Annotated in this window: 9 protein-coding genes and 1 pseudogene; 9 read left to right on the top strand and 1 reads right to left on the bottom strand. The window is 40.1% G+C overall.

Annotation, left to right across the window (positions count from 1 at the left end; translation table 11 throughout):
* Positions 1-27: 27 nt before the first annotated feature.
* The 9 genes and pseudogenes from PSI06_RS02425 (at position 28) to PSI06_RS02385 (ending at position 15,652) form a co-directional block, all read left to right on the top strand.
* Positions 28-876: a WYL domain-containing protein gene (locus tag PSI06_RS02425; RefSeq protein ID WP_337943619.1), complete on the top strand. Its 849-nt coding sequence runs from the start codon at positions 28-30 to the stop codon at positions 874-876.
* Positions 877-977: 101 nt separating this feature from the next.
* Positions 978-2,495, top strand: a complete 1,518-nt coding sequence (locus PSI06_RS02420) for a type I restriction-modification system subunit M (protein WP_273602723.1) — start codon at positions 978-980, stop codon at positions 2,493-2,495.
* Positions 2,485-3,708: a restriction endonuclease subunit S gene (locus PSI06_RS02415; RefSeq protein WP_273602722.1), complete on the top strand. Its 1,224-nt coding sequence runs from the start codon at positions 2,485-2,487 to the stop codon at positions 3,706-3,708. The genes PSI06_RS02420 and PSI06_RS02415 overlap by 11 nt, the downstream gene beginning before the upstream one ends.
* A gap of 9 nt (positions 3,709-3,717) precedes the next feature.
* Entirely contained in the window at positions 3,718-6,246 is a 2,529-nt protein-coding gene (locus tag PSI06_RS02410; protein ID WP_273602721.1) for a toll/interleukin-1 receptor domain-containing protein, read from the top strand.
* Position 6,247: 1 nt separating this feature from the next.
* The gene (locus PSI06_RS02405; protein WP_273602720.1) at positions 6,248-9,550 is read left to right on the top strand and encodes a type I restriction endonuclease subunit R; all 3,303 of its coding nucleotides are present in this window, start codon (positions 6,248-6,250) and stop codon (positions 9,548-9,550) included.
* Between the two features lie 5 nt (positions 9,551-9,555).
* Entirely contained in the window at positions 9,556-10,398 is an 843-nt protein-coding gene (locus tag PSI06_RS02400) for a M48 family metallopeptidase (RefSeq protein ID WP_273602719.1), read from the top strand.
* Positions 10,399-10,656: 258 nt separating this feature from the next.
* Positions 10,657-10,905: pseudogene (locus PSI06_RS02395) on the top strand (PhoH family protein); the annotation flags it as partial.
* Between the two features lie 66 nt (positions 10,906-10,971).
* Complete coding sequence (locus PSI06_RS02390) at positions 10,972-14,763, top strand: PAS domain-containing hybrid sensor histidine kinase/response regulator (protein ID WP_273602718.1); 3,792 nt, start codon at positions 10,972-10,974, stop codon at positions 14,761-14,763.
* On the top strand, positions 14,747-15,652 hold the full coding sequence (locus tag PSI06_RS02385; RefSeq protein ID WP_029774391.1) for a diguanylate cyclase: 906 nt from the start codon (positions 14,747-14,749) through the stop codon (positions 15,650-15,652). Before PSI06_RS02390 ends, PSI06_RS02385 begins: the two co-directional genes overlap by 17 nt.
* A gap of 88 nt (positions 15,653-15,740) precedes the next feature.
* Here the strand turns inward: PSI06_RS02385 and PSI06_RS02380 are convergent, their stop codons facing one another.
* Positions 15,741-16,121 (bottom strand): DUF3192 domain-containing protein, encoded by a 381-nt coding sequence (locus PSI06_RS02380; RefSeq protein WP_004585870.1) that lies wholly within the window; start codon positions 16,119-16,121, stop codon positions 15,741-15,743.
* Positions 16,122-16,268: the final 147 nt, after the last annotated feature.

The following is a 16,268-nucleotide window of genomic DNA, read 5'->3' as shown; positions in this document are numbered from 1 at the left end:
TTTTATTAGACTATGAAGCTAGAAAATTTGACCCATTCACAACGCGAGCGCCTTGCTTTTATTGACTTTAGCCTTGAGTTCTTTGGTCAAATAGCAAGAGCCGACCTTATCCAAAAATTTAAAACTGGTTTAGCGTCGTGTACGCGCGACTTAGCGCTATATAAAGAATTAGCACCAGGCAATGCGGTGCTGATGCACGAGAATAAGCGCTATATTCGCTCAGAGGGCTTCAGAGCCGTTTTTAATCATAACCCTGAATTTGTGCTTAATACATTAGCAAAAGGCTTTGGTGATGGCTTCTCGGTGCCACAAGAACGCTCTGAGGTATGTTTTGATGCAATTCGATTAGTTCACCCTAAGCCGAACGTTGTTTCGGCTATCGTAAGAGCAATCTATACACACTCTGCAATTAAGTGCCAGTATGAGTCGCTAACCAGTGGCACAACTCAACGAGAGCTAGTACCTCATGCCATTGTTAATAATGGGCACCGCTGGCATGTGCGCGCTTACGATCGAAAAAGCGGTGAGTTTAGAGACTTTGTCTGCACACGATTTGAGCGCGTCGAATTAATTACAGAAACACCAAAAAATAATGAATTAGCAGATAGAGACACAGCATGGAATACCTTATGTGAATTGCAATTAGTACCCCACCCAAAGCTCATTCATAGCAGAGCAATTGAAATGGATTATGGCATGATTGATGGCGTACTCACACTAAAAGTCAGAGCAGCATTAGCAGAGTATTTACTCCGACAGTGGAATGTTGATTGCACTTATGAGGCAACATTAACTAGTGGTGAGTACCAATTACATTTAAAAAATAAAAATAGCTTGGTTGATTTAATCGACTTTTCTATAGCGCCAAGTCAATAACACATTGCAATATACGGCTTAAAGCCATTGTCGCTCATGCACTTGAAAGCATTGACTGATACAAATCAGATTGAACAAATTAATAACAAGGACTAAAAAATATGACCAATATCCAAATCAATCAGGACGATATTAACAAAGCTGTGTGGAACGCCTGCGACACCTTCCGTGGTGTGATAAGTGCCGATACCTATAAAGACTTCATCCTCACTATGCTGTTTTTAAAATACATCTCTGATGTATACAAAGACGAATACAACAAGTTGGTAACTCAGTACGGTGACAACCCAGACCTAATTCACGCTATGATGTCTAAGCAACGTTTTGTATTACCCGAAGGCGCGAGCTTTTGGGATTTATACGAAAAGCGTTATGAAGCAGGTAACGGCGAGCGTATTGATAAAGCCCTACACGCACTAGAAGAAGCCAACGGCAGTAAGCTTAAAAACGTATTCCAAGATATCAGCTTTAACACTGACCGCTTAGGCCAAGAAAAACAAAAGAACGACTTACTTCGTCACTTGTTAGAAGACTTTGGTAAAGACATTTTAAACCTAAGCACAGAGCGTGTGGGTAGCCTAGACATTATCGGTAACGCCTATGAATACCTTATTAAACACTTTGCGGCAGGCAGTGGCGCGACCGCTGGTGAATACTACACCCCGCCTGAGGTCTCAACCCTTTTAGCCACCGTTTTAGAGCCCGTTGAAGGCGACCAAATCTGCGACCCATGTACGGGCAGTGGCTCACTGCTATTAAAATGTGGCGCTATGGTGCGTAAAAACTCTGGTTCAAAAAAATACGCCTTATTTGGACAAGAAGCGATTGGTTCAACATGGGCACTCGCCAAAATGAACATGTTCCTACATGGTGAAGATAACCACCGCATTGAATGGGGCGACACCATTCGTAACCCACTACTACTTGATAAAGACGGCAACGGCTTATTGCACTTTGATGTAGTAACAGCTAACCCACCGTTCAGCCTCGATAAGTGGGGGCATGATGATGCCAGCAGCGACCCTTACGGGCGTTTCCGCCGTGGTGTGCCGCCTAAAACTAAAGGCGATTATGCGTTTATTAGCCATATGATTGAAACCCTTAAACCAGACACTGGCCGTATGGCGGTTGTAGTGCCACATGGGGTGCTATTTCGCGCATCAAGCGAAGGCAAAATTCGCCAACAACTGATTGAAGAAAACCTGCTAGACACCGTTATTGGCCTGCCAGAAAAATTATTCTTCGGTACAGGCATTCCAGCGGCTATATTGATTTTCAAAAAGCAAAAAACCGACAACAACGTGTTATTTATTGATGCCAGCCGTGAGTTCAAATCAGGTAAAAACCAAAACCAGTTAACACCTGACAACATTCAAAAAATCATCGACACCTACAAAGCGCGTGAAACCACCGATAAGTATTCATATTTAGCCAGTTTTGACGAAATTGCCGAAAACGACTTTAACCTAAACATCCCTCGCTACGTTGATACCTTTGAAGAAGAAGCAGAGATTGATTTAGTGGCAGTACGCACTGAGCGTATGCAACTCAAAAACGAACTGCAAACCCTCGAAGTAGAGATGGAAGGTTACTTGAAGGAGTTGGGTTATGGTGCCTAATGGATGGACATTAACAAGCTTAGGAAATTTATGCGAAATCAATCCTAAAAAGATAAAGAAGCCTGAAAATGGCAAAGTTTCTTTTATTGCCATGAACCAATTATCAGAAGAAGGTCAGCTAATTTCTCATTTACCGAGAGAGTATGAAGAAGTATCTAAGGGGTTTACCTCGTTTAAGGATGGTGATGTATTGGTTGCCAAGATCACGCCCTGTTTTGAAAATGGAAAAGGGGCGCTAGTTCTTGGGCTAACAAACGGTGTAGGCTTTGGGAGCACTGAATTTCATGTGTTGAGAGCTAAGGAAAACACATCCCCTGAATTTATATATTACCTTACCAGAACTAAGGAACTTAGAGTCAGAGGTGAAAATAATATGCAAGGCTCAGCAGGTCATAGGCGTGTCACTGCTGATTATTTCAATACATATAAAGTGCTAACGCCCCCACTTCCGGAACAACGCAAAATCGCCAAAATCTTATCCACTTGGGATAAAGCAATTAGCACCACCGAGCGTCTAATCGACAACAGCAAACAGCAGAAAAAAGCTCTAATGCAACAACTGCTCACAGGCGCTCATACCCAACGTAAACGCCTACTTGATGATTCAGGTAAACCGTTTGAGGGTGAGTGGGAAGAAAAACGCCTTTCAGAATTAGGAGATATTTCTTCTGGTGGCACACCAAGTACAAAACAGCCTGAATACTGGGATGGTGATATTAATTGGGTCACACCTACCGATATTACTAAGCAAGATAGTATTTATATTGAGTCAACTGCTCGGCTAGTCTCTATGGACGGTATTAAAAACAGTTCGGCAAAACTTCTCCCTAAGGGCACATTGCTTGTTTGTACTCGTGCAACTATAGGTGAAATGGCAATTGCACGTCATGAAATGAGCACCAACCAAGGTTTTAAAAACATCGTTCCAAATGAGAATACAAATATTGAGTTTGTGTATTACCTTTTAAATTTCTATAAGCATAAACTAATTAGCAAAGCGAGTGGCTCAACGTTCTTGGAGCTTTCCAAGAGTGCTTTTGAAGGACTGCACTTTTATGTTCCCGAATATCAGGAGCAGAAAAAGATCGCAGCAGTATTACTGAATGCTGATCGTGAAATCGATGCATTGCAACAACAGCTTGCTGACTTAAAACAAGAAAAGAAAGCCTTGATGCAGCAATTGTTAATTGGCAAAAAACGAGTATTAATTTAAGGAAGAATAATGGCAGTAAAAGTATTTATAAGTTATGCACACAAAGATGAGCAATTTAAAGACAGTTTAGTCGAGCACATGTCTGGGTTAGTTAGAGCGAATGTTGTAAGTGAATGGAATGATAGAAAAATAGTACCCGGTCAAGATTGGAGTGACGAGATTTCTGAAAACTTAGCCTCGTCAGAAATAATTTTATTTTTAATTAGCTCTTCTTTTATGAATTCTGACTATTGTATGGGCGTTGAAGTGCAAAAAGCACTTTCAATGCATAAGGAAGGCAGAGCACAACTAATTCCTATAATTATTAGAGCTGTTGATTGGACTGATTCAGAGCTTTCGAAAATACAAGGGTTGCCAAAAGATGCTGTACCTATTGCATCTTGGGGTAACGAAGATGAAGCTTGGGTGAATGTTATTGGAGGTGTTAAAAAGCACATCCAAGAGTTTAAGCCTAAATTACACCCAATTAAAAAAGCTAAAGCACAAGGAGTGCAATTAACTGATAAAGCGAGTTCTTGGCTCAGTGATACCGAAATAGTGCTCACACATCGTAAAGTTAACCAAGTAAGTTTAGATGATATTTATGTTGTTCCAGATGTTGAATTAGATAGCTCCAATGATTTAGTAGACATAAAGCCAGCAAAACATTTATTACAAAATCTTGGTCATCACATTATATCTGGCGAAGAGCAACAAGGTAAAACTTCGCTTCTAAAATATCTATACAAAGAGTTACTGAAACTATCATTTCTTCCAGTCTATCTTGATGCATTAAACATAAAAAAAGCGTCCGCTGAGCAAGAAATATCGAGGGCATTAACCGAGCAATATGAAAATCTCACGTTTGAAAGCTTTAATAAAAATGAAAAAGCTGTCGTTCTCATCGATAACATTGATGAAATTGGCCTAAATAAAAAATTCAAAAGCAAATTTCTTGAAGAGATAAATCAAACAACCGACAACACTTTTATAACTTGTCATAGTTCATATACGTTTATTTATGGTGATATTCCCGCTCTCGATGAACATGACCGAATCGAATTGATGGGGCTTGGGAACAAAAAAAGAGAGGAATTAGTTCAAAAATGGATTTCTCTTGGTGTTGAAGAAAGCATTGAAGAAGGTGAACTTTACGCTAAATGTGATGAACTTAAGGCTCGACTTAATATTGTCATCAAAAAAAATATTGTCCCGCCAAAGCCAATATACGTCTTGATGCTATTGCAGATGTTTGAAGCAAATGCGCAACTTAACTTAGACTTAACATCATATGGTCATTGCTATCAGCAGTTAATTTACCAATCATTTGATAAAGCGAATATTGATAAACAAGATTTTGATAAATACCTCAATGTACTAACGGAATTGGCTTGGGAAATTTTTCAACATGGCTCCGATCTCAACATTCATCAGATTGAAGAATTTTTTAAAAATTACAGCGAAGTCTATTTGCATGTTGATAAAGAAAAAGTACTAAGAAAGCTTGTTGGACACTCAATTTTATCAAGCAACGGTATTAATGTTGGCTTTAAGTACCCTTATATTTACTACTTCTTTGTTGGCAAAAAAATTGCCGAATCATATAGAGATAGCGAAGAAACCCAAGCCAAAATTCAAGATTTATTAGAAAGACTACATAGAGAAGACTTTGCAAATATTCTAATCTTTATTACGCACCACACAAAAGATTCGTGGGTTTTAAATGAAATAAAGTCGATATTAACTTCATTATTTGATGATCAAAAGGAAGCTACTTTAGATAAGGAGCAGCTTTCATTTATGTCTGAGTTTATGAAGGCTATCCCTGAATTAATTATTGAACAACGTGAAATTCAAAATGAACGTGACAAGCAAAATGAACGTTTAGATCAAATGGAACGAAATTCTGATGATAAAGATGAAGTTGAGCTGGATATATTAGCCAATATCAACAAAACCTTTAAAGGTATGGAGATTGCGGGACAGATTATTCGCAATCGACATGCAACACTTACTCGTGATGCAATGGAAGAATTAGCTAAAACAGGAGCGAATGCTGGTTTAAGGTTTTTGGAATATTTTATTAAGATCTCTGATACAGCGAAAAAAGAAATCGTTAAGTTGATATCAACTCACTTATCTGAACACCCAAATTTGACAAATAGAGAGATTGAAAAACAAGCAGAAAATGCGTACCTACATCTTACTTATGGCGTAATAAATGGTATCACAAGGAAAATTGCATCTTCTGTAGGCTCGAAAGAAGCTTTGGAAGTTTACAGAGAAATGGAAAAAAATGTTGGTACACCTGCTTTCCATTTGATACGACAAGCAATCGAACTTCAGTTCAATAAATCTATAAATATTGAACACATTTCTAGCTGCGTTAAACAACTTAAAGACAATCAAGTCTGCCTTAGAATTTTGAAAGAAATGGTAATTCAGCATATTTACCTTTTCCCTGTGGACTATAAAGAGAAACAACAATTGTCGCACCTTTTAGGAATATCAGTGCAAGGACAGCGATGGATGGATACGAAAAAAACAGGGAAAGGCTAAAATGACAGTCAGTGTTAACTTCCAAGAAGAATTTAGCGCAAAAATACCCGCACTCACGTTGCTGACTAACTTAGGCTATACGTTTATTCCACCGAGTGAGTGTGAAGCTCTGCGCGGGAACACGTTAGCAGGTAACAAAAAAAGCACCCATCAGGTTATTTTACTCCCTGTAATGCGTGCCTTTTTAGCCAACCAGACGTTTTCGTTTGCAGGTAAGCAGCATACGCTCTCAGAAGCGGCCATTGATAAGGTAATGCATGAGCTGAACCCTGCTATGAACTTAGGGTTAAAAGCCGCTAACGAGAAAATTTATGATGCGCTAATGTATGGCGTGAGTGTGACTGAATTTATTGATGGTAAAAAAGCCTCACCCACTATTAAGCTGATTGATTGGCATAATATTGATAACAATGCGTTTCATTGTACCGAAGAATTAGTGGTACAAAATGCCGAGGGTACGGGCAACCGCAGACCTGACATTGTGTGTTTTGTAAATGGCTTGCCATTAGTGGTGATTGAGGCAAAACGCCCCGATTCAAACAAAGAGGGTAAATCGACCAACTTTGAGGCAATTTCTCAGCATATTCGTAACCAAAAACAGGATGAAATCCCTCATTTATATGCCTACAGCCAGTTATTGTTAGCCATAAACGGGCATGAGGGCTTGTATGCAACATGCGGCACCCCTGAGAAGTTTTGGGCAAAGTGGAAAGAAGAGCACTCTTATTTAGGTATTCCTGAAGCAGAATTTGTAAGGCTTAAAAACCATACATTGCGTGATGCGCAATTAAATGCACTCTTTAATCATCGCCCTGCAAAAGATAAAGCTGATTACCAGTCACTTATTGCCGCAGGTGAGCTGACGGTAACCGACCAAGACAGGCTAATTGCAAGCTTATTACGCCCTGAGCGCTTATTGGATATGACCCGACTGTTTACGCTGTTTGATAAAAAAGCAGGCAAAATTGTCGCACGTTACCAGCAGGTATTTGGCATTAAGGCGCTTATTGAACGCATTAATACGTTTGATGACTCAGGTAGCAGAGAAGGCGGAGTTATTTGGCATACTACAGGCAGTGGTAAGTCGTTTACGATGGTGTTTTTATCAAAAGCACTTATTTGGCTTGAAGAGCTAGCACAATGCCGTTTTATTATTGTGACTGACCGAGTGGATTTAGAAGACCAGCTAAGCCGTACTTTTACCTCTGGCGGTGCACTAGACGACCAAGATAAAGTAAGTGCAATGGCGACCACTGGTAAGCGTTTAGCTGAACAAATTGGTAAAGGTAATGAGCGAGTTATCTTCTCGATCATAAATAAGTTTGGCTCAGCGATTAAATATAAAGAATGCTACAACGATAGCCCAAACATTATTGTACTTGTGGATGAAGGCCACCGCAGCCAAAACGGTGAAAATAATATCCGTATGCAGCAAACCCTACCTAAAGCGGCTTTTATCGCCTTTACAGGTACGCCGCTATTAAAAGACGATAAAACTGAGAACAAGTTCGGTAAAATCATTCACTCTTACACGATGCAACAAGCGGTTGAAGATAAAACCGTAACTCCACTTTTGTATGAAGAGCGTATACCAGAGCTAAACGTTAACGACAAAGCCATTGATGCATGGTTTGATCGTAGTACCAGTAAGCTGAGCGACAAACAAAAAACCGATTTAAAAAGAAAGTTTTCGCAAAAAGGTCAAATATATCAAACTGCCGATCGCATTATGTTAATTGCCTACGATATTGCCGACCATTTTCAAAACTTTAAGCATCAAGGTTTAAAAGGTCAGTTAGCCTGTGACTCTAAAGCCTCTGCAATACGCTACAAAGAGGCATTAGATAAAATTGGCACCGTGACATCAGTTGTTGCAATGTCGGCTCCTGACACGCGTGAGGGGCATGATGTAGTTGATCAAGAAAGCAAAGACATTGTACAAAATTGGTGGAAAGCCAATGTTGATAAAATGGATGAAAAAGCCTACACCAAAGCCATTATTGAAGACTTTGGCAGAGATGACGGCCCTGACATCATGATAGTGGTTGATAAACTGCTAACGGGCTTTGACGAGCCAAAGAACACCGTACTGTATATTGATAAACCTCTAAAAGAACATAACCTTATTCAAGCCATTGCCCGTGTAAACCGTTTACATAGCAAAAAGCAGTTTGGTTACTTAATTGATTACCGAGGCATTTTAAAAGAGCTTGATACCACCATTGAAAAGTACCAAGACCTTGCTGAGCGTACTCAAGGCGGCTTTGACATTGACGACCTAAAAGGGTTGTACAATCGCATGGACACGGAATACAAAAAGCTTCCGGGACTGCACAGTGATTTGTGGGCGATATTCGATGGCGTTAAAAACAAACAAGATGGCCCCGCTTTACGCCAAGCACTAGCACCGAAAGTGCATGAGGTTGATGGTAAGCTTACCGACACCAACCTTAAAAAGCGTGATGATTTTTACTCTATACTTACGGCATTTTCAAACTGTATGAAAGTAGCGCTGCAATCTGCCACCTACTTTGAAGATAAGTCATTCGACAACAAGCGCGACCTATACAAGCGTGACTTAAAAGCCTTTGTAGATTTACGTAAACAAGTACGTGAGGATGCCGACGAAACCATTAATTATGATGAATACGCAGAAGATATCCGTAGCTTACTCGATAAACACATAGCGGGTATTGAAGTAAAAGAACCTGACGGGGCGTATTTAGTCGGTAACTTGGGCAAAGACGTTAAGCCACAGGATATGAGCGATGACGAAGCGCGTAACCAAACAGATAAAATCACTGGCCGAATCACTAAGATGATTGAGCAAGACTTAGCAGACGATCCGTATGCGCAGGAATATTTTTCTAAGATGCTTAAAAAGGCCATTGAAGATGCCAAAGCGATGTTTGATGCGCCAGTAAAGCAGTACATATTGTTCGCTGATTTTGAGCAAGAAGTAAAAGACCGCAAAGTGGCTGATGTTCCCAATGACTTTATGGATGACGCAGGCAAGTTAAACAAACATGCCCAAGCCTATTTTGGCCTGTTCAAACATTTATTCGATAGTGCGCTTTTAACTGAAAAGGCACTGGATAATGAGAAATTGGTAGCGCTTGCTTTTGATATTGATGCCGTCGTGAATGACGCGGTTGCTGAGTATTCAATTAATCCAGCAGAGATTGAAAACGCCATTCACATGAAATTATTACCCATACTGTTTGCTGAGCTTGGCCTTGATAACGCACAAAAACTGATTGAAGAAGTGTTAAAGATAACCCGATTAGGCATAGCTAGAGGCTAATGTAAGTGACACAAAAAACGGTAGCCGCTGCTATTCATTCTGAAAAAAGCAGCGCAACAACCAACGAACATGGTGTTTTTACTTATGGTAACGACACCATTCGCTATGAGGTTATTCGAAAACCAAAGCCTAGTGATACCGCTAAAAAAGTAGCACGTAAGGTCATTATTAAGGTTCACCCTGATCAGCGTGTTGTTGCGACTGTGCCTCATGATGCGAGCGAAGGTGCTATTGTTGATGCCATGCACAAGCGTGCAAGGTGGATATGGCAAAGTATTAATGACTTTGCAAAGCAAAAAGACACGGTATTGCATAAGCGTTATGTAAGTGGCGAAACCCAATTTTATTTAGGTAAGCGCTATGTACTCAAGGTCATTGTTGATGCTGAGCAAGTGCCCAGTGTGAAGCTCAGCCGTGGTAAATTAAACGTCACACTCAAGTATGAAATAAGCAAAGATACTGCCCCGGATAGTCAAGGTAGCCGCGCTGCGAAAATTAAACCGCTAATCGATAAATGGTATCAGCATAAAGCAAAAGCTATTTTCCATGAGCGACTAGCCGAATTGCTGCCTAAAGCTTCATGGGTAACAGGCATTCCGTCTTTTCGTGTGATGGCAATGAAAAAGCAATGGGGAAGCTGCTCTACCAAAGGTAACTTGATGCTCAACCCCCACCTTGTTAAAGCCCCGAAAGAATGTATTGATTACGTGATACTGCACGAGCTTTGCCATATTGCAGAACACAATCACAGCGAGCGCTTCTGGCGCTTATTAACCCAAGTAATGCCAAACTGGAAAGAAGTAAAAGCTAAACTGGACGATATGGCTGAGATGTATTTAAATGAGTAAAGCACTTCTTAGTAATTTAACTAATAAGTGTTGAAGCTATTACTAATCACTACCGGTGTGCTAGATCTGACGTTACTTATTCTCCTGCTTTATCCAGATGAAAATACATTCCTTTTCCAAAATTGACAGGTTTATTAATAATTTTAGATTTTGTTGTAGTTGATGCAATCATGCTTATTCACCTCTGGGTAAATCTTATTTGTAAAAACTTTTTTATTCAAGGTTCTTTTAGGTATGATAGTATGGTATCAGTTCGGGGTGATTTTGGATGAAAGCCAAAACTTAACGGCATCTCAGCTTAAAACTATTATTACCCGTTGTGGCGAGGGAACAAAACTAATTTGTAGCGGTAATTTAGCGCAAATAGACAGTAACTACTTAACCCCCGTTACCTCCGGCCTTACTTATATTGTTGAGCGTTTTAAAGACTTTGAAGGCAGTGCAACAGTTAATTTAAACGGGGTAGTGCGCAGCCGTTTAGCCTCCTTTGCAGAAGAAAATTTATAACTTGCGCAGAACAATTTGGCTCGATAGTCTAGTGGCTGACTATCGGGCCAAAACTTAGGCAAAACGTTGAAATTTTTACCTCTAAAAGACTATTACCGCTCTTTATTTGTAGCATTATTTGTTCCCTTATTTGTGGCATTTTTACTGTGTTTGCACTTGTATAATATAAAAGTTGAGCGCGCCATAGAAAAACGTCAAGCCGATTTTGAGCAAGTGTCGGCTCAAGTTAGCCATATAATGAGCTCGGTAAATGACTTTTTTGACAATGCCTTTATATCGTATCAGCAGCCTAGTGTTGAGCAGTTCAATCGCAACTTATTAGAAGGTATTAATCAATACGACAATTACTACTACCGCCACTTTAGCGAGCGCCAAGGCGAAATAGTCGGTAAAGGGCAGTTTGCTTTTTCTAACCGGGCGTTGATCCAATGGCAGCAAGCTACAACCCTAAGCCCAACGTTTAATACCGCGTTATCGCTTATGCAATCGTTGTCGGCTGTTGCCTATGTTGATGATTCGGGGTTTGCCTATGTGGTAAGGCGTAATAAAAGCCAAAGCACTATGCTTAATAAAATTTTGAATGGTAATTTTAAGCCCACATTTATACCTGGCCAGCTTACCTCAAGCGCCATTGTTAAAATACGCGATAGCGCTTATTTTGCTATTGGCCGTAAAAAACAACCTAATTCGTCAGACTACATCATTTTAATATACGATTTAGAGGCCATGTCTAGCTGGCTTAAAAAGGTGGCACCAAGCGAAGGCGAATATGTGTTTATGAACCAGTCGCATCAAGTGATAGCCAGCTCTGTTAAGCAGTTAAATGAAGCAACAGCCTTAAAAGATTATTGGCCTGAATTAGCCCATGACAATGAAAAAATAAACTTAGTCAATAACACAAATGCGCAGTTTTTTATGCAAGCAATGGGGAACCTGCCCATTCATGCCGCCTTTTATGAGCCGCAAATAAAAGTGATCACGCCAATTAGGTATGAAGTTCTTTTGGAGTTTGCGTTTTTAACGTTATTTTTAAGCTTAATGTTTGCGGTATTTTTTTGGTTAAGCCAACGTATTTTTGTTAGACCAATGACTCATTTAATGCAATATTTTGAACAAAATGATGCCCCTAAAGCCGCGCTTTCTAATTACCCCATTCCTTTAAATTGGCAGCCTTGGTTTTCTCGCGTTAAATATGTATTTGATAAAAATGCACAGTTAGTTGAGTCGCTCCAAGAGGCTAATAAAGAACTCGATGAACAGTTACAGCTGCAATCTCAAAAGCTAAAACGCAGCTACGAAGCAAAAGAGCGACACCTAGCGCTATTAAATACTATGCTAAATAGTGTGCCTGATCTTATTTACTTTAAAAATATTGATGGCTCTTTTTTAGGCTGTAATAAAGCATTTGAAGCCTATGTAGGCAAAGAGCAAGCCATCCTAGTCGGTAAGCGTATTGAAGATTTAGACAGCGACGATTTACAGTTAAGCCTACTAGAAAAGCAAGTTTTACAAACCAAAAGTAGCATTGAGCAACGCATAGATAGCACCGACAAATCGTATCAATTAACGATTGCCCCATTTTATAACGAGCACCAGCACTTATTAGGCACTATGGGAATTGGGCGAGACATTACTGAGCAGCAGCAAACTCTATCGGCATTAAAAGCGTCAGAATCTAAATTTAGAAGTGCAATAGAGTTTGCAGCAAACAGTGTGGTGTTACTTTCGCTTGAGCACACCATATTGCAAGTTAACAAAGCGGCTCGTAAGTTATTTTCACAGCAAGATATTTTAACTGGTGAGCCACTAAAAATGCTGTTTGATGAGGCGCAGTGGCAAGAAATAAAAAATGCGCTTTGTCACTTATTAGATGATAAAAAACGGGTTTATCATTTAACGCTCTCACAAGGAAAACTAACAAGTTGGCTGCAGCTGAGTGTGTCGCTGGTGTGGGATGAAAACCGTGATCCCTCTTATTATGTTATTCATATTCAAGATGTAAGTGCGCTGACTAAAGCTAAGCATGACGCAGAACGCGCAACAATAGCTAAAAGCCGCTTTATTGCTAATCTAAGCCATGAGATCCGCACCCCTCTTAACGCTGTGTTAGGGCTGTTAGATATGATAGTAGAGCAAGGCTTAAAAAATAAGCAGCTGCAACAAACTAAGCTGGCTAAAAACGCAGCTCAAAGCTTATTGCTGATGCTAAACAGAATGCTCGATTTTGCCCGAGTAGAAAGTTCGCAAGCGCAAATTAAACCGGTGCCTTTTTGCTTAGTTGAACTGATTGATATTTGCGAGAGCTTAACAGCGCCATTGTGTCAAAACAAAGGGTTAAGCTTTAATATTGAAATAGATCCACTCATTAACCCCGCGCTGGTGGGGGATTCAATACGTTTGCAACAAATATTAGGTAACTTACTCACCAATGCCGTTAAGTTTACTAATAAAGGCAGTATTACTTTAAAAATGGTGCTTGAAGAAAATGACGTTTTAGATCAGCAACGTATTTGTTTTCACGTAATAGACAGTGGTGTAGGTATTGCTAAGGCTGACCAACGACGACTGTTTGATGCTTTTACTCAAGGCGATGAATCTTCTACGCGTATTCACCAAGGGGTCGGGCTTGGACTTGCTATAGTTAAACATGGTGTAGCCTTAATGGGAGGCGAAATTGCAATTAATAGTGACAAAGGCCGTGGATGTGAGTTTTTCTTTACTCTAGCGCTTGCGGTAGATACGGCTAAAAATAGTGTATTTATACCTAATACATTAGCCATTGTGAGCGATGACACTGTACAGCTAAACGAAGTGGTTAATGCCTACTCACAAGTGGCGGCCATTGATTTAGAAGAGGCGCTTCGCTACCCAATAAAGCTTGCTGATGCACAGCAACTGATTATTGATGAAACCACATTGAACGATTTATTAAAGGTTGAATCTATACACGAAACGCTCAGTGGCAACTCATACCCTGTGGTTGTGGTTAATCACGAGCACACTTTAGCATTGCCTTGTACTACGCAAATTAACGCACAACATGTTAAAGCTACGGCGTTAGCTCAGCGCTTGATTAGCTTAACTGCTAATGCGGGGGCGGAGCCACCTAAAGCCGCTGAAAATAATGAAGAAGTAAAAAAAGATATATCGGGTCTACTTATTATGGCGGTTGATGATAACCCGCTTAATTTAGACATTATTAGCAGTGTGCTAAAACAGGCCCATATAAATGTAATAACGGTTACCAATGCGCCAGATGCAATAGAGCTGCTACAAATATTAAAACCAGATTTAATTTTGATGGACGTGCAAATGCCGCATATTGATGGTTGCCAAGCAACGCAATTAATTCGCCAACAGTTTGACGCGCGCCAGCTGCCTATTTTTGCTTTAACAGCACATTGTGAACCTGCAGATGTTGAGCGCTCACTTAGTAGCGGCATGAATAAGCATTTAACTAAACCTGTGGTTGCAGCTGTGCTGTTAGATGCAATTAGAGATGTAGACTTTATAAAACCTAAGTTTTATGACCAAAGCTTTGCGCTCACCCAGTTTAATTTTGATGAAAATTTACTGGCAACCATGGTCGGAAAGTTTGCGAAGCTGTGTGAAACGCAGTTAGAACAAATTGAAGAAAACACCCAGCGAGATGAAGTGGTACGCTTAGTGCATAGCATTAAAGGCGTGGCGGGTAACTTAGGTTTTATTAGGCTTTCATTGTGTGCAAAACAATGTGAAACGCACCTTAAAACAACTAACGAGCCGCTTCAGCACACTTTAAAAGAGCTAATCATTCAGCTAAAGCAAGTGATTATATTTATTGAAACCTTAGGGGGACGGGATGCCAAAAAGAGCTAAAATACTAATTGTGGATGACGATCCCCTTAACCGGCTGGTGCTTGAAAAAACACTGGGCTCGGAGCATGACGTATTTTTAGTCGAAAGCGGCGAAAAAGCGCTCACCTTTATTAAATCTAATCAGGTCGATTTAATTATTTTAGATGTGGTGATGCCAGGCATTGATGGTTATGAAGTGCTTGTACAGCTTAAAGAAAACCCTATTACTCAGTCTATTCCTATTGTGTTTATATCTGCTAATAATAGCCACACCGATGAAGCAAAAGGCCTTGAATTAGGTGCAATGGATTACATCACTAAACCCTTTAATGCGTCTATAGTCAAAGTGCGGGTACGCAACCAATTACTGATCAAGCAAAAAAATGATTTGCTAGAAATGCTTGCCTCAATAGACGGTTTAACGGAAATACCCAACAGGCGTTATTTAGATGAAAACCTCTCTCGTGAATGGCGCAGAAGTAAACGTAATGGCTCGTGTTTGTCTGTTTTATTAGTAGATATAGATCACTTTAAGCGTTACAACGATTGCTATGGCCACCGAGCGGGGGATGAGTGTTTAAAGCAGGTTGCCCAGGCGTTAGCAGCGCAATGTGAGCGTAGTACTGACTTTATTGCCCGCTACGGGGGGGAAGAATTTGCAGCGGTATTACCCGATGTTAATAAACAACAGGCATTAGCATTTGCCCAAAAGTTAAGAAAAGCAGTAAACAGCCTCAATATAGAGCACAAAGCTTCGTTAAATGCAGATCACATAACAATCAGTATTGGCATTGCCAGTATGGAAAACGGCAATGCAAGTGCCGAACAAGCCTTACTCGAACAAGCTGATCTAGGGCTATATGCCGCAAAAGATGCAGGGCGAGATCAGGTGGTTGCGCTTAACTTATAATGTGGCTGTGTTTATATTAAAGCGTTATTAAAATCGGCCCCACACGTTAATGTTATTACCAAGTGGGGCTGCTTTACGCTACTAGCGATTATTTTGTGATCATGCCCAGTGCGCTTTCACCAATACCCACCAATTTATCATTTTTAAATACCAATGGCGTGCATTCATCTTTTGTTGTTTTGCCATCAGAGTGAATGCTGTTAGTCACGTAAAACAGTACCTGATACACATCATCGTCTTTTTTCAATAGCTCGGTAAAGTTTGGCGTTTTTAATTGCGCTAAAACAGATTGATAGCTGCTATCCATTGTTAAATCTGCAATCGCTTCACGGTTTTTTTTATGCTGATGTTGCCAGCTTGATGAGTCGTTACCTGCCCAGTGCGTTTCTGCTTCGCCATCTGATACGGCAATAACACAGCCTGTTAAAAACGGAGCAATAAGTGCAGCAGCTAAAAGTGATTTTTTCATTGTTATAGTCCTTGATGAGTTTTAATTTAATTATTTACTTATAAGGAGCAAGTAATAGGCCAATATAACAAAGTTATAAAATTCATGGGGTTAGGTTGTGATGGCTGTTTTTAAGTGATTAATTATAAAAATCATTAGCAAAAACAG

It is taken from the genome of Pseudoalteromonas sp. GABNS16E, from assembly GCF_028598715.1.
Taxonomy (GTDB): domain Bacteria; phylum Pseudomonadota; class Gammaproteobacteria; order Enterobacterales; family Alteromonadaceae; genus Pseudoalteromonas; species Pseudoalteromonas atlantica.
This window is presented reverse-complemented; position numbering and strand designations above follow the sequence as displayed.

Excerpts from the sequence above, each read along its gene's own strand:
- PSI06_RS02420 (WP_273602723.1), top strand. The coding sequence starts at position 978 with ATGACCAATATCCAAATCAATCAGGACGATATTAACAAAGCTGTGTGG.
- PSI06_RS02415 (WP_273602722.1), top strand. The coding sequence starts at position 2,485 with ATGGTGCCTAATGGATGGACATTAACAAGCTTAGGAAATTTATGCGAA.
- PSI06_RS02410 (WP_273602721.1), top strand. The coding sequence starts at position 3,718 with ATGGCAGTAAAAGTATTTATAAGTTATGCACACAAAGATGAGCAATTT.
- PSI06_RS02405 (WP_273602720.1), top strand. The coding sequence starts at position 6,248 with ATGACAGTCAGTGTTAACTTCCAAGAAGAATTTAGCGCAAAAATACCC.
- PSI06_RS02385 (WP_029774391.1), top strand. The coding sequence starts at position 14,747 with ATGCCAAAAAGAGCTAAAATACTAATTGTGGATGACGATCCCCTTAAC.
- PSI06_RS02380 (WP_004585870.1), bottom strand. The coding sequence starts at position 16,121 with ATGAAAAAATCACTTTTAGCTGCTGCACTTATTGCTCCGTTTTTAACA.